Source organism: Algibacter sp. Ld11 (genome assembly GCF_045066735.1).
Lineage (GTDB): Bacteria > Bacteroidota > Bacteroidia > Flavobacteriales > Flavobacteriaceae > Algibacter.
This window is the reverse complement of sequence record NZ_JBISHH010000025.1, coordinates 381350-407334: the sequence shown is the minus strand read 5'-3', so window position 1 is coordinate 407334 and position 25985 is coordinate 381350. Positions and strand designations below refer to the sequence as shown.

Annotated in this window: 18 protein-coding genes; 6 read left to right on the top strand and 12 right to left on the bottom strand. The window is 32.9% G+C overall.

Going from position 1 to position 25985, the window contains the following annotated elements; all coding sequences use genetic code 11:
* Window positions 1–4: 4 nt before the first annotated feature.
* A complete protein-coding gene (locus ACJJV4_RS15400) occupies window positions 5–958 on the bottom strand; it encodes a tetratricopeptide repeat protein (protein ID WP_405296035.1) in 954 nt (317 codons plus the stop codon).
* Window positions 959–1098: 140 nt separating this feature from the next.
* On the opposite strand from ACJJV4_RS15400, the gene ACJJV4_RS15395 reads away from it, so the two are divergent.
* Window positions 1099–7671 carry an alpha-2-macroglobulin family protein gene (locus ACJJV4_RS15395; protein ID WP_405296033.1) on the top strand — a complete coding sequence of 2191 codons (6573 nt, stop codon included), beginning with the start codon at window positions 1099–1101 and terminating at the stop codon, window positions 7669–7671.
* A gap of 78 nt (window positions 7672–7749) precedes the next feature.
* Here the strand turns inward: ACJJV4_RS15395 and ACJJV4_RS15390 are convergent, their stop codons facing one another.
* Both ACJJV4_RS15390 and pafA read right to left on the bottom strand, forming a co-directional pair.
* A complete protein-coding gene (locus ACJJV4_RS15390; protein WP_405296031.1) occupies window positions 7750–8559 on the bottom strand; it encodes a DNA/RNA non-specific endonuclease in 810 nt (269 codons plus the stop codon).
* Window positions 8559–10196: an alkaline phosphatase PafA gene (pafA, locus tag ACJJV4_RS15385; RefSeq protein ID WP_405296029.1), complete on the bottom strand. Its 1638-nt coding sequence runs from the start codon at window positions 10194–10196 to the stop codon at window positions 8559–8561. Before pafA ends, ACJJV4_RS15390 begins: the two co-directional genes overlap by 1 nt.
* A 105-nt stretch (window positions 10197–10301) precedes the next feature.
* Between pafA and ACJJV4_RS15380 the strand changes: the two genes are divergently transcribed.
* Together ACJJV4_RS15380 and ACJJV4_RS15375 are read left to right on the top strand one after the other, a co-directional pair.
* On the top strand, window positions 10302–11042 hold the full coding sequence (locus tag ACJJV4_RS15380; protein ID WP_405296027.1) for an MlaE family ABC transporter permease: 741 nt from the start codon (window positions 10302–10304) through the stop codon (window positions 11040–11042).
* Window positions 11039–11806, top strand: a complete 768-nt coding sequence (locus ACJJV4_RS15375) for an ABC transporter ATP-binding protein (protein WP_159017888.1) — start codon at window positions 11039–11041, stop codon at window positions 11804–11806. Before ACJJV4_RS15380 ends, ACJJV4_RS15375 begins: the two co-directional genes overlap by 4 nt.
* 37 nt (window positions 11807–11843) lie before the next feature.
* Here ACJJV4_RS15375 and ACJJV4_RS15370 read toward each other — a convergent pair whose 3' ends face one another.
* The 3 genes from ACJJV4_RS15370 to ACJJV4_RS15360 all read right to left on the bottom strand — a co-directional run bounded on the left by ACJJV4_RS15370 (window position 11844) and on the right by ACJJV4_RS15360 (window position 15069).
* Entirely contained in the window at window positions 11844–13301 is a 1458-nt protein-coding gene (locus ACJJV4_RS15370) for a DUF389 domain-containing protein (protein ID WP_405296025.1), read from the bottom strand.
* A 30-nt stretch (window positions 13302–13331) separates the two neighbouring features.
* Window positions 13332–14402 (bottom strand): mannose-1-phosphate guanylyltransferase, encoded by a 1071-nt coding sequence (locus ACJJV4_RS15365; protein ID WP_405296023.1) that lies wholly within the window; start codon window positions 14400–14402, stop codon window positions 13332–13334.
* A 73-nt stretch (window positions 14403–14475) separates the two neighbouring features.
* Window positions 14476–15069, bottom strand: a complete 594-nt coding sequence (locus tag ACJJV4_RS15360; RefSeq protein WP_405296021.1) for a SprT-like domain-containing protein — start codon at window positions 15067–15069, stop codon at window positions 14476–14478.
* Between the two features lie 360 nt (window positions 15070–15429).
* On the opposite strand from ACJJV4_RS15360, the gene ACJJV4_RS15355 reads away from it, so the two are divergent.
* Genes ACJJV4_RS15355 through ACJJV4_RS15345 form a run of 3 tightly spaced genes read left to right on the top strand, consistent with a single transcriptional unit; the run spans window position 15430 to window position 18797 of the window.
* Window positions 15430–16872, top strand: a complete 1443-nt coding sequence (locus ACJJV4_RS15355; RefSeq protein WP_405296019.1) for a circularly permuted type 2 ATP-grasp protein — start codon at window positions 15430–15432, stop codon at window positions 16870–16872.
* A 20-nt stretch (window positions 16873–16892) separates the two neighbouring features.
* Window positions 16893–17816: an alpha-E domain-containing protein gene (locus ACJJV4_RS15350; RefSeq protein ID WP_405296017.1), complete on the top strand. Its 924-nt coding sequence runs from the start codon at window positions 16893–16895 to the stop codon at window positions 17814–17816.
* A 12-nt stretch (window positions 17817–17828) separates the two neighbouring features.
* On the top strand, window positions 17829–18797 hold the full coding sequence (locus ACJJV4_RS15345; RefSeq protein ID WP_405296015.1) for a transglutaminase domain-containing protein: 969 nt from the start codon (window positions 17829–17831) through the stop codon (window positions 18795–18797).
* A gap of 9 nt (window positions 18798–18806) precedes the next feature.
* Here ACJJV4_RS15345 and ACJJV4_RS15340 read toward each other — a convergent pair whose 3' ends face one another.
* From ACJJV4_RS15340 to ACJJV4_RS15315, 6 genes are all read right to left on the bottom strand, one after another.
* The gene (locus ACJJV4_RS15340; RefSeq protein WP_405296013.1) at window positions 18807–19784 is read right to left on the bottom strand and encodes a polyprenyl synthetase family protein; all 978 of its coding nucleotides are present in this window, start codon (window positions 19782–19784) and stop codon (window positions 18807–18809) included.
* Window positions 19785–19868: 84 nt separating this feature from the next.
* Complete coding sequence (gene rlmN / locus ACJJV4_RS15335) at window positions 19869–20909, bottom strand: 23S rRNA (adenine(2503)-C(2))-methyltransferase RlmN (RefSeq protein WP_405296011.1); 1041 nt, start codon at window positions 20907–20909, stop codon at window positions 19869–19871.
* Between the two features lie 337 nt (window positions 20910–21246).
* Window positions 21247–22296, bottom strand: a complete 1050-nt coding sequence (gene queA / locus ACJJV4_RS15330; RefSeq protein ID WP_405296009.1) for a tRNA preQ1(34) S-adenosylmethionine ribosyltransferase-isomerase QueA — start codon at window positions 22294–22296, stop codon at window positions 21247–21249.
* 114 nt (window positions 22297–22410) lie between these two features.
* A complete protein-coding gene (locus ACJJV4_RS15325) occupies window positions 22411–23637 on the bottom strand; it encodes a 3-phosphoshikimate 1-carboxyvinyltransferase (protein ID WP_405296007.1) in 1227 nt (408 codons plus the stop codon).
* Between the two features lie 33 nt (window positions 23638–23670).
* Window positions 23671–23997 (bottom strand): nucleotide pyrophosphohydrolase, encoded by a 327-nt coding sequence (locus tag ACJJV4_RS15320; protein ID WP_042503119.1) that lies wholly within the window; start codon window positions 23995–23997, stop codon window positions 23671–23673.
* The gene (locus ACJJV4_RS15315; RefSeq protein WP_405296005.1) at window positions 23997–25982 is read right to left on the bottom strand and encodes a DUF3857 domain-containing protein; all 1986 of its coding nucleotides are present in this window, start codon (window positions 25980–25982) and stop codon (window positions 23997–23999) included. Before ACJJV4_RS15315 ends, ACJJV4_RS15320 begins: the two co-directional genes overlap by 1 nt.
* Window positions 25983–25985: the final 3 nt, after the last annotated feature.

Here is a 25985-nt window from a genome sequence, read left to right as displayed (position 1 = left end):
AAATCTAGAGCTTTAACACAGCTTCTTTGTGCTCTTGGAACACCTTAATTTTTGGCAATTCAATTATTGCCAAATCAATATACTTTAAAGCTTTTTCTTTATTTTTTTGATGCGTTTCAATTTGAGCCAAACGATAATATGCCCAAGCTTTCGGAACACCATCTTTAGCCGAGTATTGTTCTAAATATCGGTTTAAACAAGCTTCACCTTTTGCAAGCTCTACATTGTATTCTGCCGCAACTTTTCCTATTTGGTAATGCAATGCATTACGTTTGTGCTGTGCTTCTGCGTGTTCAATATTCTTTATAGCATCTTGTGGTCTTTTTTCATTTTCGTAAAACGCTGTTAATTTGTTATAACAGTTTAAAGATCCACCTTCGGCTATAGCCATTTTATAAAACTTTTCGGCTAGTTTAGGCTCGTCGTCATATTCATAAACATACCCTTTCGCCAAATAACCATCGACTTTAGAAAGTGCTTCCAACTCTTCGGCATATTGTAACGATTTACTTCGGCTTCCACCTAAAACTCCTGGTAGCTGCATATACAGTTCTACCAAAGCCCAACGCGTATCAATGTGAGCTACATCCAATTCTGCAGCCTTTAAAAATGCATTTTTTATATCACCTATTAACCCTAATGCGGTAAACTTACTTACCGATAATGCTTTCATCCCCAAAGCACCTCCATATTTGTAATGGTAATTAGCTGTATTAGGTTTACTATCAACAAGTTTTTTATAAATATCTATAGCATCATCCCATTCTTTTTGATGTCCATAAACATCTCCTAATAATTCAATCGCTTGCAAATCGTTAGGCGTATTTTCTAGATATTGAACAAGTAAAGGCTCTGCTTTTTGATATTCCTTTATTTTAATAAGTTCCTCAAAATCATGTATAGACATTTGAGAAAAAGCCATGATAGGTAATAGCATAAAAATTAAAAACTTATTCATAAACATTAGTTAGAAAATGCAAAGTTAAACTTTCTGCTTTACTGCAAAAATGGTTAACTTCACTCAATAAACGAAACCGTTCACGCATTGGTGTATTTTGGAACGTCTTTTGTTTATATTTTAGATACAAATTTAATGCCATGAAAAACAAGATATCTATTTTAGTGCTTATATTATTTTCACATTTTTCTTCTGCTCAAAACCATAATTACGACAAATTATGGCAAGATGTTGCCAAGTTTGAAGTTGAAGGTTTACCTAAATCGGCTTTAAAAGTGGTTGAAAACATCGAAAAACTAGCAAAAACCGATAAAAACCAAGCTCAAACCATAAAAACTATGCTTTTTAAAAGCAAGTTCGCTATGCTGTTAGAAGAAGACGCTCAACTAGATATTATTAACAATTTTAAGTCGAAAATTTCAGAAAGTGAATTTCCTACTAAAAACATTTTAGAAAATATTTTAGCCAATCTTTACTGGCAATATTTTAAACAAAATCGATGGAAATTTTATAACCGTACAAAAACAAGTGAAAAAGTTGATACCACAGACTTTAGAACTTGGGACTTACAAACGCTATTTGACGAAACACATCTGCATTTTCAAAATTCCTTGGCAAACGGCTTAATGCTGCAACAAGAGCGTTTGGAAGACTACAACGCCTTATTAACGGAGCAGACAAATTCTAAAATTTACAGACCAACACTTTTCGATTTACTATACCATAATGCGCTAAACTTTTATAAAACCACAGAAACAAACATTGTAAAACCTGCTTATAAATTTGAAATAGACCGTGAAGCTTTTTTAAGCGATGCCAAAACGTTTTCAGAATTACAGATTAACTCAAAAGATTCTACTTCGCTCCAATTACACGCTTTAAAAATTTATAAAGATCTTATTCAATTTCATTTAAAAAGCAAATCGCCTTTAGCCTTAACTGATATAAATATTGAACGTTTAAATTTTGTAAAGCAGCACGCCACTTTCGATAACAGCGAAGCCTTATTATTAAACACTTTTCAAACGGAACAAAAACATTTAAATACACATGAAGCTTCTGCTTTGTATGATTTTGAAATTGCTCAACTCTACTACCAACAAAGTAATACCTATCATCCAAAAACAAGCGATACATATAGATGGAAAGCTAAAGAAGCTTTAGACATCTGCGATGCTGTTATCGCTAAATTTCCAAAAAGTAATGGGGCAGAAAAGTGTGAAGTTTTAAAAGCCATAATTAACCGCACTCAAATTGAAATTACAAGTGAAGCGTTTTTACCGGTTCAGCAAAGCGGACGCATTTTCGTTCAATACAAAAACTTAAACCACCTTCAATTTAACGCCTATAAAGTAACCGAAAAACAGTTTGAAAAATTTATAACCCTTTATAATAGTGATGATCAATGGGATTTTATTAAGCCATTGAAATCTAATAAAACATGGAAAAACACATTAAAAAATGAAAACGATTATCAAAGCCACAGCACCGAACTTTTAATTCCAAAACTAGATAATGGACGTTACATTATTGTAGCATCTACGGCCAACAACAGTAAAGAGAATTTTGCCATCACCAACGTACAAATCACCAATATAGCACTAGTAGAAACTGAAACGCCAGACGCTAAGATTTTTCAGTTTATTAACAGGAATAATGGTGCTCCAATTGCAAATGCTCAAGTTGAATTTAAATATAACGTAAACTATACAAACACTTCGAAAACAAAACAATTCGCCACTAATGATTTAGGTGAATTTAAAGTTAAAAAAGAAAGGACAAATTGGTACCGTAATATTAGAACTACAGTTAAAACCGAAAATGAAAAAGCTTATTTTGGTGAATATTACATAAACCGTAGTTACCACATTGATAAAGATCGTGTATCTAATAAATCTTTCTTATTTACAGATAGAAGTATTTATCGTCCAGGGCAAACCGTATTTTTTAAAGCCATTGCCATGCAAACAGAAAGCAGAACATCTAAGGTTTTAGAAAATGAAAATGTAGCAGTCTCCCTATACAATACAAACCATGAAAAGCTTAAAACATTAGAGTTAACAACTAACGAGTTTGGTTCTGTTGCTGGCGAATTTATTTTACCAAGCACAGGCTTAAATGGCTCATATTTTATTCAGTTTAATACCGTTTCTAAAAACATTAACACCAGTAGTTCTAGTTATTTTTCTGTGGAAGAATATAAACGGCCAAAATTTGAAACTAAATTTAATCCGGTTTCCGAAACTTATAAAGTTAACGATTTAATTAAGGCAAAAGGAAATGCGTTAGCCTATGCAGGCAGTACAATTTCCGATGCAAAAGTTGTTTATCGCGTACAGCGCATAGTACAGTACCCGAGTTGGTATTATTGGTATCGTCCATATTTTAATAGTGAACCGCAAGAGATAACACATGGAGAAACCACAACCAATGATAAAGGTGAATTTGAAATTACATTTAAAGCCCAACCCGATAAAAGCATTGACAAAGCCAGTTTACCTATTTTTAAATATGAAATTACAGCAGATGTAACCGATTTAAATGGTGAAACAAGAAGTGCTAAAACCATTGTAAATGTTGGTTACCATGCTTTAACGGCATCACTAAATATTGAACCTGTTTTAGATAAAACAAAGAAGAATTATGAGATAAATATTGATACAAGAAACCTCAATGACGAATTTATCGAAGCTAACGGAACTGTAAAAATCTATAAATTAAATGCTCCTAATTCTGTTTTACGCTCTCGTCCATGGGAAGCTCCCGATTATAAAAGTATGACACGGGAAGCTTTTAAAAACTATTTTCCACATGAAGCTTATCAAGATGAAGATAATGCAAGAAACTGGACTAAAGGAGATGTCGTGTTTCAAGAAAAATTTAACACCAAAGATTCAAAAACGCTTCCTTTAGGAAATATAAAAAAGTGGAAATCTGGTCAATATTTAATCGTTTTAGAGAGTAAAGATAAGTTCGGGCAACTCGTTAAAGATGAAGCTAAAACTACTTTGTTTAGTGAAACAGATAAAACTTTAGCTGATAATCAGCTATTCTCAATTACGAGTAATAAGAATCAGTACAATATTGGAGATCAAGTTGAAATAACTTTGGCTTCAGCAGCCGAAAATATTAACGTAACAGTTTCTGTAGAAAAAGATGGAAAGATTATTAGAACTGACATTATTCAGCTCAACAAAAATAAGAAAAAGATTTCTATCCCCGTAACATCAGACGATTTAGGAGGCTTTTCTGTAAATTATAGTTTCGCGGCTTTTAATAGCTATCAATCAGGTTCTATGCAAATATCCATTCCATACCCAAAAACCGATTTAGAGATTGAAACCTTAACCTTTAGAGATAAATTGCAACCAGGAACTGACGAGAGTTGGCAATTTAAAATTAAAGGTCCAAATGGAGAAAGGGTAACTGCAGAAATTTTAGCAAGCATGTACGATGCGTCTTTAGACCAATTTAAACCTCATGCTTGGAGTTTTAATCCGATTTACAATCCTTCATATTACTCAAAAAATTATACTCGTGCTCAGGCCAGTTTTGGCACAAAAGACTTTAGAGTCTATAACGATCATATTAACGAAAGATACCCTCAACAATATTATGACCAATGGGATTGGTATGGGTTTGACTTTAATAATAATCGTTGGGTTTATACGAGATACCTAAACCGATTAAAAATACAGTTAGAAAGTAAAAACAAAGGTAAGTATGACAGTACTATAAAAAATGGTACAATTACAGGCGTAATATACGATTCTTCAGGAATTCCTTTACCTGGAGTTAATGTTATTAATAAAGGAACTTCTAATACAGCAATAACAGATTTCGACGGTGTCTTCACCATAAAAGCTAAGGAAAAGGACACAATAGAAATGAGTTATATAGGTTATTTAAACAATGAAATAAAGATTAATAAAGACAATAGTTACGAAATCTATATGATTGAAGATAGTGCTAATCTAAATGAAGTTGTCACCATAGGGTATGCAACTCAAAAGAAAAGGGCGTTAACTGGAGCTGTTGCGAAAATGGAAGGTTTAGCCATAGTTGAAGATGGTGCAGAAGTTGGAGAAACAGTTATTTCGGAATTTAACACTGAAGAGGACTCCACACCTGAGAGTCCTTTTAAGACAAAGTTTAAAGATAAAATTATTAGAGGATATAACGACTATGATTCTCTCGAGTACCCTTTATTTGTAATAGATGGAATAGAACAAAAAGGACTTTATAATTTAGACGATTTAAATATAAGGTCTATTGAAATTATAAAAGGAGCGGAAGCAATATCTATATACGGAAATAAGGCTTCAGGAGGAGCAATAGTTATAAAGACTAGTAGTAACTCGAAGGATTTAAACGTAATTAAAATCCGTAAAAACCTGCAGGAAACAGCCTTTTTCTTTCCACAGTTAAAAACAGACCAAAAAGGGAATATCAGTTTTAATTTTACCACTCCCGAAGCTTTAACTCAATGGAAACTGCAACTTTTAGCGCACACCAAAACCTTACAAAGCAGCACTAGAACATTAACAACAGTTACCCAAAAGGAGCTAATGGTTTCGCCAAATGCACCACGCTTTTTACGCCAAGGCGATGTTATTTCTATCAGCACTAAAATTTCAAACCTTACAGACCAAGTACTTTCTGGTCAGGCCAAGTTAATTTTAACCGATGCCTTAACCGGAAAAGAAATTAATACTGTATTAGGTATTACGGAAGCTAATAAAACCTTTAATGTAAATGCTGCTGGTAATACACAAGTATCTTGGAAACTAAACGTTCCAGACAACATACAAGCTGTGCAATACAAAATTGTTGCAAAAGCTGGTGATTATAGCGATGGTGAGCAAAATGCTCTACCTGTTTTAAGCAACCGCATGTTAGTAACCGAAACTTTACCAATGTGGGTACGAAGCAATGAAACCAAAACATTTGTTTTAGATAAGCTTAAAAACAATAACTCTTCAACTTTAAAAAACCATAAACTTACTTTAGAAGTAACTTCTAATCCTGCTTGGTATGCCGTTCAGGCCTTGCCATACCTTATGGAATATCCGTACGAGTGTAACGAACAAACTTTTAGTCGGTATTATGCCAATGCCCTGGCGAGCCATATTGCAAACTCGAACCCAAGAATTCATGAGGTTTTTAACCAATGGAAAAATAGCGATGCGTTGCTTTCTAACTTAGAAAAAAATGAAGATTTAAAATCTATTTTAATTCAAGAAACACCTTGGCTACGTGATGCACAAAGCGAAACGGAGCAAAAAAAACGTATTGCTTTATTATTCGATTTAAACAAAATGAATAATGAATTACAATCTGCAGTTAACAAACTAGATGCTAACCAAATGCAGAATGGTGCTTGGTCTTGGTTTAAAGGCGGTCGCGGAAACCGATATATTACACAACATATTATTACAGGTTTTGGTCATTTAAAACAGCTTTCTGTTACAGATGCTAATGAAAAAACTTCTGAAATGATTTTTAAAGCCATTCAATATTTAGATAATGAGTTTCTTCAAGAATATAAAGACATCAGAAAACATGATAAAAACATGGATTTAGATTTAGACCATTTAAGCTATACACAACTGCATTATTTATATATGCGAAGCTTCTACCCTAACATTAAAAAATCTAAAGAAGTTGAAAATGTTATTAATTATTACCAAACACAAATTGAGAAATATTGGTTAAGTCGTTCACTTTATGCAAAAGGCCTAATGGCCTTAATTTCACATAGAAATAATGCACCTGTTATGGCTACCAAAATTTTAAAATCGTTGAAAGAAACAAGCATTACTTCGGAAGAATTAGGGATGTACTGGAAAGCTAATACCAACTCTTGGTTCTGGTATCAAGCACCAATTGAAACTCAAGCGTTATTAATTGAAGCCTTTTCGGAAATAGAAAATGACACAGAAACTATTGATCATTTAAAAATATGGTTACTTAAAAACAAGCAAACCAACCGCTGGAAAACTACAAAATCTACAACCGATGCCGTGTATGCCTTACTACTACAAGGTAGCGATTGGTTAAGTGTAACCGATGCTGTTGACATTGTTTTAGGCGGACAAAAGATTGAACCATCAAAACTTGAAGATGTAAAAGTTGAAGCCGGAACAGGTTACTATAAAACATCCTGGAATACTACTGAAATTAAACCAGAAATGGGAGACGTTAGTATTTCTAAGAAAGGAGTAGGTATCGCTTGGGGTAGCTTGTATTGGCAATATTTTGAAGATTTAGATAAAATAACTTCTGCTGAAACACCTTTACAATTGAAAAAGAAATTATTCTTAAAAACAAATACGGACACCGGTGAAAAAATAACAGAAATAACAGATAAAACCGCTTTAAATGTTGGCGATTTAGTACGTGTGCGTATAGAACTAAAAAGCGACAGAGCCATGGAATTTATACACATGAAGGATATGCGAGCAGCTGGTTTTGAACCTGTGAATGTAATATCCACTTATAAATGGCAAGATGGCTTAGGTTATTATGAAAGCACTAAAGATGCAAGCACAAACTTCTTTTTTGATTATTTACCAAAAGGCGTTTATGTTTTTGAATACGATTTACGGGTAAACAACTCCGGAAATATGAGCAACGGTATCACCACTATACAAAGCATGTATGCTCCAGAATTTAGTAGCCATAGCGAAGGTGTTCGTGTTTTAGTTGACTAGAATAATACATTAAAAAAACTCCCTTTCAGTTTAAAACTTGAAAGGGAGTTTGTATTATAAAACCATTTATATTAAATCCTAATTAAAACTCCAGTTTTTATAACTGCTAGAAGCTTCTAATTTATTCTCTAAATCATCTTCTAACTCTGGAAAAAAATCAATTCCGGTGAGCTTCTCAACTTCATCTACAGAAACTACAAACTTATATAGAGGCTTGTTAGATTCTACACTTGGCATTAAAAAAGCTATCATTTTAGTTTTACCCGAATTATTATCAATTAAAACTTTATAAAACTGATTTGGCACAGCAACATCTTCGTTTCCAATAGTTTTCATACTTCCTTTTAGAACACCTCCTGTTACAACAAAAACACCATTATATTTACTAGCCCAATAACGCACTTTTTGTTCGAGCGTATTCCAAATACCAGCGTTAAAATCATGCTTTTGCGGACTAATATTACTTGTTAAAAACGTCTCATCAAATGCTTCTTTACTATAACCTCTATCTCCCGCAGGACATAAATGCCCACGGTCGTAACCTGAGTTTTTATAATTACGCCAATGTGCAGCACCCGTTTTTACAGCATTATCAATTTCAAAATAAGGTCTCTTAAAATCATTTTTTGATAAATGAGATTTTTTTAACTCATAAGCAACCCATTCAGCTTGCTCATAAGGTTCACTATACGAAAGCGAATACCCATCATGATGAACAATTTGTCCCGTTGTACTGGTTGGCAAAAAGTACTCGTTTGTATCAGACTTAGATTGTCTCCCTTCGGTTACGACTTCGCTTTTTTCTTCTTCGCTTAAAAAATGCTCATAACCATAAACAATTAAAAGAACAACAATCGCAATAGCCGATAATAACTTTCTTTTCGTCATTATTCTAAAATAAATTCTAAAGGTTCTCCTATTTTAAAATTAGGTGCATTAATATCTAACAAAGCAGAAATTGTTGGGGCAATGTCCGTAATTTCTGTTCTCCTAACTGTTTTGCCGTGTTTTATACCTTTTCCGAAAAATAAAAGAGGCACATGAGTATCATAATTTAAACCACTACCATGCGTAGAACCTGTTTTTCCATAAGAAATATATGCAGGATCTTGAATAACTAAAACATCACCAGAGCGTTTTTGGTTATAACCATTTTGAAGTAATTTCTCAATTCCCACTGTAAATGCTGCTTTCCCCATTGTTGTAGCCGTGTAAGCTTTGTAAACGTTGGTGTAATTAATTATTTCGTTAACTATAGCGTCCTGAACATCTTCTAATTCTAAGTTAAGAGTTTTAAGTTTTTCTCTATTTAAAAATATTTGATTATTACTTATGTTTTCAATTAAATCATCGGCGCTAAAGGTTGCTTTCATAAAGGCTTCTAACTTAGTTCTCATAGCTTTATTATTCAAATATCCCGCCGGAATTTTTTTCGATCTCATATAAGCGGGTACATTGATTGCTCCGTGATCTGCAGTTAAAAATACGGTGTAATTTCCTTTTCCAACTTCAGCATCTAAGCCTTTAAAAAAACGCTCTAAATCCTGATCTAAACGTAAATATGTATCTTCAATTTCTTTAGAGTTTACTCCAAAGTTATGACCAACATAATCAGTACTCGAAAAACTAACTGTTAAAACATCGGTAAACTCATCTTTACCTAAATCTTCACCAACCAATGCTGCTAAAGCAAAATCGGCAACTAAACTGTTACCATAAGCCGTTGCTTTTAAAATATCAAAACCTCCATTTTTACTTTTCAATGCGTCTAAATCGTAAGGAAATGTAGCTGTCGCTTGCCCTTTAAAACCACCTTCGTAATCATTTAAATCATCCCCACTTTCTAAATACGTTTCAATATTATATAACGTATTCCAAGGTTTAAGATATGATTTTGCAATACCCGATTTATTAAATTTACTTACCCATTTAGGTAATTCATCCATATAAAAAGAACTCGAAATAAAGTTTCCTTCATTTTTTCCTTGAAACCAATATGCTGCATTTGCAGTGTGCCCTGCAGGTAAAATAGCACCACGGTCTTTTACTGAAATCCCTATAGTTTTACCGCGCATTTGTGTAAACAGTCTATTCTCATCGGCAAAAGTTGTTGTTTTCATGCGTTGTGTAGACATTTTACCTGCATCCGTTTTAGTTCCAATTGAAGAAACCGAATCATCTTGTGCGCAATACACCATGGTCTTTAATTCTTTATCATACCAATTATTAGCTATAATACCATGGTATTTAGGAGTTGTGCCTGTGTATATCGAGGCATGTCCTGGCCCCGTGTAAGTTGGAATATAATTGAAGTGATTGTTTTTACAGTTAAAACCTTCATTCATCATGCGCTTAAAACCGCCTTCTCCATATCGGTTTGCAAATCTTGTTAAATAGTCGTAGCGCATTTGATCTACAACAATACCAACTACTAATTTCGGATTGGTGTCATCAGATTTATTTTGTGCTTTAGAAGATAAACTAAACACAAAAACGACAACTAAAAAGAAAATATTTTTATTCATTATAATAAGTTTAAGTGTCAAAAATACATATTTTAAAAACATGATAATTTAAAATAATCGTTAAATCCGAGTAACTTTTTTTACTTTAGCAGTTCAAATTTATATATGACGTACCTACATAATATAGGAGCTTATTTTTTAATGATTGTTGAAATGTTTCGCAAGCCAACTAAATGGAGTGTTATGAAACAATTAATATTAAAAGATATAGACGATTTAATTATTGGATCTCTAGGCATTGTTGCCTTTATTGCCTTTTTTGTGGGTGGTGTAGTTACCATACAAACCGCATTAAACATAGACAATCCGTTAATTCCAAAATATTTGGTTGGTTTTGCCACCAGACAATCTATTATATTGGAATTCGCACCCACTTTTATTTCTATTGTAATGGCTGGTAAAGTAGGCTCATTCGTTACATCGAGTATTGGTACTATGCGCGTAACTGAGCAAATTGATGCTCTAGAAGTTATGGGAATAAACTCACTAAACTATTTAGTTTTCCCCAAATTTATCGCGTTAATGTTGTATCCTTTTGTAATTTCTATCGCGATGTTTTTAGGTATTCTAGGCGGTATGGCTGCTTGTGTTTACGGTGGTTTTAGCTCATTAGAAGATTATATTGTTGGTATACAAATGGATTTTATCCCGTTTCATATTACTTACGCATTTATAAAAACTTTTGCTTTTGCTTTCATACTAGCTACAATTCCATCTTTTCATGGGTATTTTATGAAAGGTGGTGCATTAGAGGTTGGTAAAGCCAGTACAACTGCTTTTGTATGGACTAGTGTTGTTATTATTCTTTTAAATTATTTACTAACCCAAATGTTGTTAAGCGCATGATTGAAGTTAAAGATTTACAGAAATCGTTTGGAGAAGCTCATATTTTAAAAGGAATTACAACCACTTTTGAAAAAGGAAAAACAAACTTAATTATCGGGCAAAGTGGTTCTGGTAAAACCGTTTTTCTTAAATGCTTATTGGGTTTGTTTGATTATGAAGAAGGTAGTATAGCTTACGATGGCCAGATATTTTCTAAACTTACAGAAGATGAGAAACGAAACATGCGTGCAAAAATAGGCATGGTTTTTCAAGGAAGTGCCTTATTTGATTCTATGACTATTGCTGAGAATGTTATGTTCCCACTGCAAATGTTTACAAAACAAAGTAAAAGCGAAATGCAAGATCGTGTGGACTTCGTTTTAAATAGAGTAAATCTACCAGATGCTCATAACAAAATGCCAAGTCAAGCTTCAGGAGGTATGCAAAAACGTGTTGCTATTGCTCGTGCTATTGTAAACAAACCTAAATATTTGTTTTGTGATGAACCAAACTCGGGTTTAGACCCAAAAACGGCTATTGTAATTGATAATTTGATTAAAGAAATTACAGAAGAATATCAAATTACCACGGTAATTAATTCTCACGATATGAATTCTGTTATGGAAATTGGTGAAAAAATTGTGTTCTTAAAAGATGGATTAAAAGCATGGGAAGGCTCTAAAGAAACCATTTTTAGAACAGATAACGAAGTAGTTACCGATTTTGTATACTCATCCAACTTGTTCAAAAAAGTACGTAAAATGTACTTGGAAGAAAATAGCTAAACCCAGTAACTCTCGTCTCTATTTTATTATATCATTATTAATTTCTTTTAATGATAACGCGCTTGGCTTTAAGCTCTTCTTTTAACCAATCGGTAAGTTGTTTTTCTTTTATAACCACCAAACTATCATTTAAAGACTCGCTCCAAGTTACGGTGGCAACCTGCAATGTATCTGTGTTAATAAAATCTTTAGATTCTAATGTTTTAGCATAACTAAAATACGTTAAATCGTTAAATCTAACTTTGGCATCACGGGATAAGTTGGTAAAAGAGATTACATTACTACCTCCATTTACAAGAAGAAGCTCTTCTCTTAAAACTTCAATTTCATTTCTTAAGCCAGAAATAATATGATCCTTTTCATCTAAATCTCTAATAGCTCTATCATAAGCATCAGAAATTTTATCGAAACTTCTATTTTTATTACCGAAAATCTCTAATTTAAAATCACTGATTTTATCGTATCCTTTAATTTCATTTAATAAATCGGACTCTGTAGCTTCAGAAATTTCACCATTAAAATATAGTGTTATTTTTTTCTCAGTTGTATTTAAAGTTCCGTTTTGAAACCAAAGTTCTTGATTTAGTTTAATTTCCTTTGCGATAAAATTGTTATAGTCATTCTCGAAACCACTACTTTTTAAAACTCTTAAGAAAGTAATTGTTGGATAAATCATAACAACCACCGCAACCAACCCTGCAAAACGCGCTGTGCGCCTTCTTTTAGCAGAATTAGCATATTTAAGCATTGGAAACCTTAAAAGTTTAAGAACAATAAATGTTGCTAACGCAATAAAAATGGTATTAATGGTAAACAAATTCATGGCTCCTAAAAAGTAGGTCCAATTACCATGTGCTAAACCATAACCAGCTGTGCATAATGGAGGCATTAAAGCTGTAGCAATAGCCACACCAAAAATAACCGACGCAATAGTACCTCGCTTAGTACGTGCAATTATTAATGCTAAACCACCAAAAAAGGCAATAAGAACATCACGAATATCAGGCTTTACACGCCCTAGTAATTCTGAGGTTTCTTGGTTTCCTAAAGGAAAAAATTTAAAGAATAAAAAAGCCGTTAATAAACTTAATACAAGCATGGTTGCTAAGTTTATTAACGATTTTCTAAGAGTATCAATATCGTTTATAGCGATAGACATGCCAATACCTAAAATAGGTCCCATAAGTGGAGAAATTAACATGGCACCAATAACAACAGCTGTTGAATCAGCATTAAGTCCAATGGAAGCGACAAAAATAGAACAAATTAAAATCCATGCCGTTGCACCTTTAAAAGGAATATCGGCTTTTATAGCCTCAATAGTTGCATCGCGATCTGTATCGTCTCGAAAGTCTAATAATTCTTTAAAAAACACCGTAATGCTTTTAAACAATCCTTCTGCATCTTTTTTTACAGCCTTTTTAGATTCCTCTACATTTTGATTTTTCTTTGCCTGAATCTCTTCATCAGAAAAATTGAATTTATTTTCTTCCATTGTATATTAATTAGCAAAACCGCTTAAATTTTAGTTGGCATACTTATCGTTAAGCCTTTTTAAAACAAGTTTTATATCTTGTTCTTTACTTTTAGGATAAATAAGCAAAGCTTCATCATTATCAACAATGATATAATCGTTTAACCCATCGATAATAACTTGTTTACCGGGTTTTGTTCTTATCATATTACCTTCAGAGTATTCTACCAAATGTTTAGCATTTAAAATAGCATTATTATTGGTATCTTTATCAAGTTTATCATATAAACTTCCCCAAGTTCCTAAATCGTTCCAATCGAATTCTGCCCCAATAACAAAAACATTTTTAGATTTCTCCATTATGGCATAATCTACAGATATGTTCTCTGCTTTAGAATAATTTTCTTTAATAAAATCATCTTCGTGCTCAGTGTTGTATACCGAAATTCCTGACTCAAATAATTGATATAATTCAGGTTGATTATTTTTAAAAGCATCTACAACACTTTTTGCGCTCCACATAAATATACCTGCATTCCACAGAAAATTCCCTTGACTTATAAAGGCTTTAGCCGTTTCGTAATCTGGTTTTTCTCTAAATTGGTTAACTGGTTTTATTACATCTTTAGATTCCTTATCGAATTCAATATAACCAAAACCTGTATTTGGGAATGTTGGTTGAATTCCTAATGTCATCAAAGCATCATTTTCTGAGCAATAATTAAAGGCTTCCTCTACATTTTTTGAAAAAGTTTGTTCATCTTCAATCCAGTGGTCACTTGGTGCTACAATCATTAGTGCATCGGGATTTTCTTTCTGTATCTTTAAAGACGCATACAAAATACAAGGTGCTGTATTTCGCATTGCTGGCTCTAAAACTACTTGTTTTTGTGTTACCTCTGGAAGCTGCTCTAAAACCAAATCGTTATAACGCTCGTTGGTAAGTATGTATATGTTTTCCTTTGGAATTAATCTTGATAAACGCTGAAATGTTTTTTGAATAAGCGTATCGCCCGTTCCTAGCATGTCGTGAAATTGTTTTGGAAAATCACTTGTACTTACTGGCCAAAATCTTGATCCTACTCCTCCTGCCATTAATATGGCATAATAATTATTCTTCATTGCTTACTTTGTTTTAACTAGAATAGTATTAAAAATTCTAGCTTATTATTATTTTATTTCTATTTTATAAAAACTAAATAAGTTTAACCTCCGCATTTGGGTTAAACAAATATAACCTTCCTGTTTTAATTTCCACGCACTCAAATCGTTTTACCCTTTTTTTTACCATTTTAAAAACTCGTCCATTATATAATTCAAATATTTGTCCCCTAGGTATTTCAAAAACATAAGTTTTGTCATTTGGTTCGTCAAATTGTTTTAAAGCTAATGATAATGCCGTATCTGTATCGCTCGAAGCCTTTGGATTTTTAAAATGTTTGGCCAAAAGAGGCAACAAGCTATCAGGAAATACATCCGGATTTAAAAATGGTAACATTAAATTTTTAAACGTATATTTCCATTCTTTGCCATGAGGCTTTATAAATTTTCCGTAATTTACATATGCTTCAAAATGAGCTATTTCATGAATAAGGGTAATTAAAAACCGATATTCATTTAGATTAGAATTTATGGTAATTTGGTGTTTACCATGCGGTAATTGTCGATAATCACCGTGGCGTGTTTTACGCTCGTTTTTTATTTTTACCACCAAATTATCATGCTCTAAAAGTTTTAAAACTTGATCTTTAGCATGGTGTGGAATATAACTTATTAGTAGGTTTTGCATTACGACAAAAATAATAATTGTTAAAACAATGCACTTATATTTTAAAAGAAAAAAAATAAAACTTAACAATTCAGTGTTATTACAACCAAAAAATCTTATTATGTTTAGCTAACATTTCCTAAGTATTAAGTCTATCTTAATTTTACTAAAACCCATGTAATAACTCGTCAATAATAAATAACTTTTATTTTTTTAAATTATTTATGTCGCAAATAAATCAGGCAAAAAAAACAAGAACAGTTAAAAAACTATATTTATTTTAACAAATATCAATAAACCGTAAGTTTTATTTACTTAAATTCACAAAACACTAAATATTTTTTAACAAATACCTATATTTGAGCATAACACTTGGAGCTTATGAAAGACAAAAACCTATTCTCGAACTATGAGAAACTTGCTAGTACTTGGGATGAAATGTATAACGACAATGCAGAATTTAGATCGCAATATGATGGTTTTATAAAATATTTAGAAAACACATCGCCCGAAAAACTTTCTAAAAAAGAAGATCTTGCAAAACAGTTATTTATGAGTCAAGGTGTTACGTTTACGGTTTATAATGATAATGAAGGAATAGAAAAAATATTTCCCTTCGATATAGTCCCAAGAGTTATCACCGCCAATGAGTGGGAAAAAATAGAAGCTGGAATTAAGCAGCGTCTAAAAGCTTTAAACTTGTTTATTAAAGACATTTATAATGACCAGTTTATTATTAAAGACGGCATTATTCCTGGCGAATTAATTTATTCTTGCCCTAACTTTTTACGAGAAATGAAAGGTGTTAAGGTACCGCATGATGTATATGTACATATATCTGGAGTAGATTTAATAAGAAACAACGACGGCGAATTTTATGTTCTTGAAGATAATTTAAGAACACCTTCTGGCGTAAGTTATATGCTAGAAAACAGAGAAATTTCTAAACGTTTGTTTCCTGGTATTTTACCAAAAAACAATGTTCGCTCTGTTTCAGACTATCCAAATTTATTATACAAAAAGCTTAAAGAGCTTTCCAATCTTTCCAAACCTAACATTGTGTTGCTCACACCGGGAATTTACAACTCGGCCTATTATGAGCATACCACACTAGCCAGATTAATGGGGATTGAGTTGGTAGAAGGTAGCGACTTGGTTGTAAAAAACCATTTTGTTTACATGAAAACAACCAACGGATTAAAGCAAGTTGATATTATATACAGACGTGTGGACGACGATTATTTAGATCCATTAGAATTTAATGAAAAAAGCGTTTTAGGTGTTGCCGGAATTATGGCTGCCTACCGAAAAGGAAACGTAAATATTGTTAATGCACCTGGAACCGGAATTGCCGATGACAAAGCCATTTATATTTATGTTCCAGACATGATAAAATATTATTTGGATGAAGAACCTATTCTTAAAAATATTGAAACCTACCAATTAGGACGACCAGATGAATTGGAATATGTTACCAAAAACATCAAAGAAATGGTTATTAAAAAAACCGATGGTAGTGGTGGTTACGGTATGCTTATGGGACATGAAGCGACAGACGAAGAAATTAAAGATTACTTAAATACTGTTAGTAAAAAACCCGAAAATTTTATTGCCCAGCCTATCTTAAGGCTATCAACCGCGCCCTGTTACATCGATGGCAAATTATCCCCAAGATGTATTGATTTAAGACCATTCGCCCTTTCTGGAAGGGATGGGATTGATATCTGCCCAGGAGGATTAACGCGTGTTGCACTAAAAAAAGGATCTCTAGTAGTTAATAGTTCGCAAGGAGGCGGCAGTAAAGACACTTGGATTTTAGAATAATTTCACAAAAATAAATATGTATGTTAAGTAGAGTAGCAAATAATCTTATTTGGTTAGATCGATATATGGAACGTGGTAGTGGTATTCTTAGTTTACTAAAAGTAAATTATTATGCCAATCAAGATTCGCCAGAACTTTTTTCCTGGACCCCCGTAATGAAAAATTTCACAGCATTCGACAACGAGTATTATACTGAAGATGCTTTGGAATGTATCGATTTTATGGTTTTCAATACAGACAACTCTAATTCAATCCTAAACATTGTTACAAAAGCCAGAGAAAATGCCCGTAGCGTACAAGAACATATATCGCGAGAACTTTGGTTATGTATCAATAATTATTATTTGTATATAACAGATAAAAGCTTAAGAAAAAGATTAAAAGAAGAAGATCCTGTTCAGTTTTTGGAAGATCTACGTAAGCATCATTTAATTTATAACGGCACCAGCGATATTACCCAAGAACGTGGTACATCATATTATTTTATGAATGTTGGAAAATTTTTGGAACGTGTTAATCTTATTGCCGATTTTACTTCGCTTAAACTTCAGGAAATAGGAAGTACATCGGATAGTTTAGAAAAAAGTTTCTATTGGAAAAATTTACTTCTATCCATTGGTGGTTATCAATTATATCTTAAAACTCACAAATCCACTTTTAATCAAGATCACGTAATTACCATGGTTTTTCAGGATAAATTATTTCCAAGATCAGTATATTATTGTGTTAATAAACTAAGTAGGCATATTGCGCGTTTAATTGAAACCAACGAACTTGAAAAAAAGAATTTAGAATTTTTAATTGGTAAACTAGAAAGTTCTATAAAATATACAACCATTGAAAACATTAACGATCAAGGCTTAAATAACTTTATACATAGTATTAAGGAAGATATCAGTAATATTTCAACGAATATCAATGCAGTTTACAACTCTAATAATTGATTTATAATTATCATGGCTACATTTTTCATTAAACATACAACAAAATATAACTACAATGCCCCAGTAATCGATGGGGCTACATTAACAAGGCTACACCCTATTAATGATAATAATCAAAAAGTAATTTCACATTTAATATCGATAACAAACAATCCGTTTATAGAAACCTTTATAGATTTTTATAACAATAGAGTTGGTACATTCATGGTGATTGAGCCTCATGAAGAGCTAAATATCATATCTGAAATAGAAGTAGTTACTTCTCCAAAATTAATTCCGGATGATAGTATTGAGAAAGCTGCACAATGGGAAGAACTTAAACGCATAAAGAATACCACCGACTTTATAGATTTTACGGCGCACAAACCTTTTAAGGGTAGTCAAGAAGTATCAGACGTTATTCTGGACCTTATGTTAAAAACCAAAACACCATTCAAGGCCGTTCTTGCCATATGCGAATATGTTTATAACAACTTTGAATATAAAACTGGTGTTACTAACGTAAAAACCGCTTTAGATGAGGCTTGGGAATTAAAAGCAGGTGTTTGCCAAGATTTTACAAACGTTATGCTACGTATGGTTAAAATGCTAGGTATACCAGCTAGATATGTAAGCGGCTATATTTGCCCTAACGATGAAATAACTCGTGGCGAGGGGGCTACACATGCCTGGATAGAGGCTTATATCCCATTTTATGGTTGGCTAGGATTCGACCCAACAAACCATGCCATAGCAAATGAAAACCATGTGAGATTAGCAATTGGAAGAGATTATAGCGACTGCGCACCTGTTAAAGGAGTGTTTAAAGGTAGTGTTGAAGCAGAAATGCAAGTAACCGTATCTGTTAAAAATGATAAAAACGAAAGTGGAAAACAGATAAATCCAGAAATTTCTACCGTATATCCATCGAACAGCTACAAGCGTAGTTTAGAAGAAAAAGAAAACGGTGGCGGACAACAGCAGCAACAGCAGCAACAATAAAATTTTATTTTACTTTTTTCTATCGATAACATAATTAACCATAAGCTCTAAGGATTGCTTATATTCAGAATCTGGATATTTTTCAAGTAATTCTAAAGCTTCGGTTTGAAATTGTGTCATTTTAGAAATAGCATAATCTAAACCACCATTATTTTTCACAAAGGCAATAACTTCCTTAACGCGTTTGGCATCCTTATTATGATTTTTAATGGAATTAATAAGCCATTTTTTATCCTTTTTAGATGCGCCATTTAGCACATGAATTAAAGGCAATGTCATTTTTTGTTCCTTAATATCAATACCCGTTGGTTTTCCGATTTGCGTATCACCATAATCGAACAAATCATCCTTAATCTGAAAAGCCATACCAATGAGTTCTCCAAATTTACGCATGGTTTCCACATGTTCTGATTCTGGCTTTACAGATGCAGCACCTAAACTGCAACAAGCAGCTATTAAGGTTGCTGTTTTCTGACGAATAATCTCGTAATAAATGGTTTCTGTAATATCTAATTTTCGGGCTTTTTCTATTTGAAGCAATTCTCCTTCACTCATTTCCCGAACCGCAATCGAAATAATTTTAAGCAAATCGAAATCATTATTATCAATCGACAATAACAAACCTTTTGAAAGTAAAAAATCGCCAATTAAAACGGCAATTTTATTTTTCCAAAGTGCATTCACAGAAAAGAAACCACGGCGCCTATTACTATCATCTACTACATCGTCATGTACCAAAGTGGCTGTATGGATAAGTTCTATAACAGATGCTCCACGGTATGTTCTTTCGCAAACTTCGCCATTAGAGACCATTTTAGAGACCAAAAACACAAACATAGGTCGCATTTGCTTCCCTTTTCGGTTAACAATATAATGTGTAATTCGGTTTAGCAAAGCCACTTTACTCGACATAGAAAGCAGGAACTTTTGTTCAAAAAGATCCATTTCGTAAGCTATGGGTTGCTTTATTTGTTCTACTATTTTCAAGATGAAATATTAAAAGAAATTAAATATATGATTTATAAATTTATGTGCTAAACGGTTTATGATTTTATGCGAAATACGAAATACTTAACTTTTGTTCGCTAACTGCCCACAAGCGGCATCAATATCCTTACCGCGGCTACGACGCACATTAACAACAATTCTATTTTTTTCCAATGTACTTATGTAGTTTTCTAAGGCTTCGTTAGAGGCTTGTTGAAATTCGCCATCATCAATAGGGTTATATTCAATAATATTAACCTTGCAAGGTACATATTTACAAAATTTAACAAAGGCATCAATATCTTTTTGGCTATCGTTTATGTCTTTCCAAACCACGTACTCATAACTAAGTTTACGACCTGTTTTTAGATACCAATACTCCAAAGATTCTCTTAAATCTTTTAAAGGAAAAGTTTCATTGAATGGCATTATTCGTGTTCTAACCTCATCTATTGCAGAGTGCAAAGATACTGCTAAGTTAAATTTAACTTCATCATCTGCCATTTTTCGAATAATTTTAGGCACTCCTGATGTTGAAACCGTAATTCGTTTTGGTGACATACCTAAACCATCGGTAGATGTTATTTTATCGATAGCCTTAATCACGTTATTATAATTCATTAGCGGCTCGCCCATACCCATAAACACAATGTTGCTTAAGGGACGATCGTGATATAAGCGGCTTTCGTTATCGATAGCAACAACTTGATCGTAAATTTCGTCTGGATTTAAGTTTCGCATACGTTTTAAACGCGAAGTTGCACAAAACTTACAGTCTAAGCTACAACCTACCTGACTAGAAACACATGCTGTGGTTCTAGTTTTTGTTGGTATTAAAACCGACTCTACAATTAAACCATCGTGCAAACGTACCGCATTTTTAACTGTACCATCACTACTACGTTGCATGGTATCTACTTTAATGTGATTGATTACAAAATTGTCTTCCAGCATTTGGCGTGTTTCTTTAGATACGTTTGTCATATCTTCAAAGGTGTAAGCCGATTTTTGCCAAAGCCACTCGTAAACTTGATTGCCTCGAAAAGCTTTATCGCCATTTTTTACAAAGAATTCCCTAAGTTGTTCTTTGGTTAAGGCGCGTATGTCTTTTTTATTATCTTTCATTTGGTTGCAAAAATAGTGAAAGCTTTTTCTTTTATAGCACTTGTTTTTATAAAGTCGTCCTAAATTTAGTATAGACCTTAAATTTAGCACATGGCTGCATTAGGGATTGCAGCGGCATCCTTTTTGTAGAGTTTATAAATTAGTTTTTTGTAGGCGTGATACTTTATAAAAAACCTAATTACAAATAAACATAGACTGTTTTACAAAAAGATATAGCGAAAAGCCCGACCTGAAAGGGAATGCCCAAATTTTAAAACTTACTATTATTATTAAATATAGAACAAAAAAAAGCCTCATCGTTTTTAATAGATGAGGCTTAAATTTTATTTTGAATGGATTAGATGATTAACATCGCATCACCATAACTGTAGAATTTATATTTTTCTTTTACAGCTTCTTCGTATGCTTTTTTAGCAAAATCGTGACCTGCAAATGCCGAAATCATCATTAATAATGTAGATTTTGGTGTATGGAAGTTAGTAATCATGCAGTTTGCGATACTGAATTCGTATGGAGGAAAAATAAATTTGTTTGTCCATCCTTCTACTTCATTAAGCTGTCCGCTTGTAGAAACGGCACTTTCTATGGCACGCATAGCTGTTGTTCCAACGGCGCAAATACGACGCTTTTCTTTAAGCGCTGTGTTTACAATTTCTACTGCTTTACCTTCAATTTTAAGCTCTTCGCTATCCATTTTGTGCTTAGACAAATCTTCTACTTCTACAGGATTAAAAGTACCTAAACCTACGTGTAACGTAACCTCAGCAAATTTAACGCCTTTAATTTCTAAGCGTTTTAATAAGTGTCTAGAAAAGTGAAGTCCAGCAGTTGGTGCCGCTACAGCGCCTTCTGTTTTTGCGTATATAGTTTGGTAACGATCTTGATCTTCTGGTTCTACATCACGTTTGATGTATTTTGGAAGAGGTGTTTCACCAAGTTCGTTTAATTTTTTGCGAAATTCAGTGTAAGAACCATCATATAAAAAACGTAAAGTACGCCCTCTAGAGGTTGTGTTATCTATAACTTCGGCTACTAACGTTTCGTCGTCACCAAAATATAATTTATTTCCAATTCTTATTTTACGCGCAGGATCTACTAAAACATCCCAAAGGCGTTGCTCTTCGTTTAATTCTCTTAATAAAAAAACTTCGATTCTCGCACCTGTTTTTTCTTTGTTTCCGTATAAACGGGCAGGAAAAACTTTAGTATCATTTAAAATTAAAACATCGTCTTCCTGAAAATAATCAATAATGTCTTTAAACATTTTGTGCTCAATGGTTTGCTCTTTTCTATTAAGCACCATTAAACGTGATTCATCTCTGTTTTCAGCTGGATATTCCGCTAATAATTCATCTGGTAAATTGAAACCAAAATGTGATAATTTCATTCAAAAAGGTTTTAAGTTAATGTGTTTTGATTTATTTTGAGCCTCCCCAAAAAAAATCTAACAGCTGCAAATATACAATTTGCGCATAGGGGTTGTCAAGTAAATGCGTGATTATTATTCGGTTATTTTAAAACCGATAGCTTTTAAGTCGTCCCAAAAGGTTGGGTATGATTTAGATACCACGGCAGCATGTTCTATAATTAATGATGTTTTTAGGGCTAAAGGCGCGAATGCCATAGCCATACGGTGATCGTTATAGGTTGCAATTGGCACTAATTCCTTTATTTTAGTTGATGGCGCCAAGTGTAAAGACTTATCTGTGATTTTTACTTCGCCACCTAATTTTTCAATTTCGGTTTTTAAAGCAACTAATCTATCTGTTTCTTTAATTTTTAGAGTGTGCAAACCTATTAAATCGCAAGGCATACCTAATGCAAAGCATGTTACTGCAATGGTTTGAGCAATATCTGGTGCGTTCTTTAAATCTAAACTTAATGTTGATTCACTAGCTTTTTCTTTTTTTAATGTAATAGAATTACCATTGAATGTACTAGTTACTCCGAAGCGCTTGTAAATCTCAACTAACACAGAATCGCCTTGTAAAGAATTCTCTTTATATGATGATAAAGTAATTTCCGTACCGATATCACTAATGGCTGCAATACTGAAATAGTACGATGCCGAAGACCAATCGGACTCAACAACTAATGTTTTTGGTGTTAATGCTTTTGTGTTTGGTTTTACGGTAATCACGTTATTTACAAACGACGACTCTACACCTATTTCGTCGAGTAAGCTTAACGTCATGTTTATATACGGTACCGATGTAATTTCGCCTTCTAAAGTTAATTCTAAACCATTTTCCAATTTAGAAGCAACTAATAATAAAGCCGAAATGTACTGGCTACTTACATTTGCTTTTAATGAAACCTTATGATTTGTTAATTTTTTTCCTGTAATTTTTATTGGAGGAAAACCATCGTTATCGATATAACTTATTTTAGCGCCAAGGTCTTGAAGAGCTTCCACTAATATTTTAATTGGACGCTCCGTCATTCGTTTAGAACCCGTAAGTGTTACTTCTCTTCCTTCTTGAATTGAAAAATACGCTGTTAAAAATCGCATGGCGGTTCCAGCATGGTGAATATCTACCAAGTTGGATTGCGAGCTTAAGGCATTTGTCATTAAATTACTATCATCGGAATTGGATACGTTTTCGAGTTTAAATTCCGGATAAAGAGCTTGCAATAATAACAAACGGTTAGACTCACTTTTTGAACCTGTAATTGTAACTGCCGATTTTTGGTTTTCGAGTTTCGATTTATGAAGGGTAATATTCATTGTAAAATTCTATACGTTTTAAAGCCTGCTAATTTACTTTAATTTTTCGTTATTATGGTGTCTATCGTGGTCGCGTTTTCCTTTCTTATACATTCTTTCATCAAAAGCTTTTTGTAAATCGACTCCGGTTTGATTAGCTAAGCATAATACAACGAATAAAACATCGGCTAATTCTTCGCCTAAATCTTTGTTTTTATCACTTTCTTTTTCGCTTTGCTCTCCGTATCTACGTGCAATTATTCTAGCGACCTCTCCTACTTCTTCAGTAAGTTGAGCCATGTTGGTAAGCTCGTTAAAATAACGAACGCCATGTTCTTTTATCCAATTATCTACTTCTTGTTGTGCGTTTTCTATATTCATTATATTCTACTTAAAACTATTTGTTCGTTTTCTTTTTCTATCATCTGTGCAAAATAAGCTTTTAAAGTTCCGTAATATGCTGGATTAATAATAGCCGAATTTATATCATGTGAAACAGATAATTGTATTTTATTACCTGCACCACTAATATGATAAACAAATTTCCCCAAATTATCTGGTAATTCTATGGCACTAGATTCTGGTAGACTTTCTATTTTATATCCTTCGGGAATATTAACCACCAATTTACTATTGGTTTGAGAAGGGTAACCAAAATCTACTGGAAATTCTCGCTCACTTAGTTTAAAAGGGTTATTTATTGTTCTTAGAAAAAATAATGGCGAAAAATACATTTTATCACCAATAATATCAGCCTGACTTTCTTTTACAAATTTATAAGATTCTACTACAGGCTTACCTAAATCTAATTCATTTTTAACATCGTAATCTGAAATTTCAAGTCCGTCATACTTGTTTTCTAATCGCTCAATAAAATCATCTCGATCTACATCAACAAAACGTTCCCTAAACGATAAAGCTTTATGGCTCTTTTTTATACTTCGATATCCACCTGATAAATCTCCATTATCGGCTAAACTTCCCATTAAAAATATGGTGTTTTCAGAAATTTGTTTAGGGTATAAATCCATTAAAGTAGAACCACCGGCCTCCGCAATAACTCGCCCTTTCCAATTTAAGGTTCTAAAAGGTAAAACATTAGGTGTACTAAACCTACTTGTTGCATCTAAAAGTATATCACCATCGGTTAGCTTTACATAACTTACCACATAATTATAACCTTCTAAAGTTGGAAATAATGGAACACCGTGTTGCCTAGTACTTACTAAAACGGGGTATGCGGTAAGCCCTGCATGTTTTAGCATCGCGGTAAGCATTAAATTAATTTCGGCCGCATTACCTACTTGTTCTTTATAGGCTTTTCTAACACCATCATCGGTACCATAGCCATAATAACCGTTCCATTTCACTCTGTTCTTTACATAATTAAAGATTAATGCCGTGCGTTCCTGTGGATTGGAAACTGTTGATATAAGCGCATCAATATCATCTTCAAAATAACCTTTTTTATTTAGTTCTGCGCCAAAGTTAGAGTTATCATAAATAGTTTTTACTACATCCGTCCATGTTGTACTGTATGATTTTAATGGAGAATCTGGATACTTAGTATAAGACAACTCGAATTTTACAGATGATTTATAATTATTAATATTATTGACATAAGGTTCATCTTTTAATGCTGGAACATCTTTCAAATCAAACTCTATAATATTCTTTTTGAAAGCTAAATCCTCAGAATAAGACCTTCCTATGCTCGTTCTACTTGTGAGTTTTATTTTATCTGTTTGACTACTCCTCTTTGGTGTAATCATTAAATAGCCTCTCGTACTTTCTTTGAAGTTAAAATATTCGGGAGCCTCAAATCGCGCTTCTATTTTTTTTACTGGAATACTATGCTGAAAAACAAACTCATCTACATTGTATATAAATGGTGAATTAATTCTATACTTATACTCTACAATAGAACCTGCTTTTATATTTGGCATAGTAAATTTATACTCATTGGTATATTTAGATAATTCTGTTTTAAAAATCCCATCTTTTGAAAGTTTGGTTTCTTCAATTTTACCATCAATCAAATTATATGTATACGCTTTTAAATTTCTAAGTTCCTCATCGGAACCTCCACTTGTACTCAATCGATTAGACTTTGTTGCATAATCAAACCCTTCTTGATTGTAAATCTTAATGCGCTCATGGATTTCTGTTATTAAACGAAAGCCACTTGGCTCAACATATTCATAATAAGATTTTCGATGTTTGTATAAATACGTTGCACTTGCTGAAGAATCTAAAGGATTAAACTTTTCTTGCAATTCTTCTTTAGATACTTTCCCAAAATGGTAATCTTGGGCAAATACGGTTAATGAAAAACAAAGGGTTACTAATAATGAGGTTAGTTTCATAAT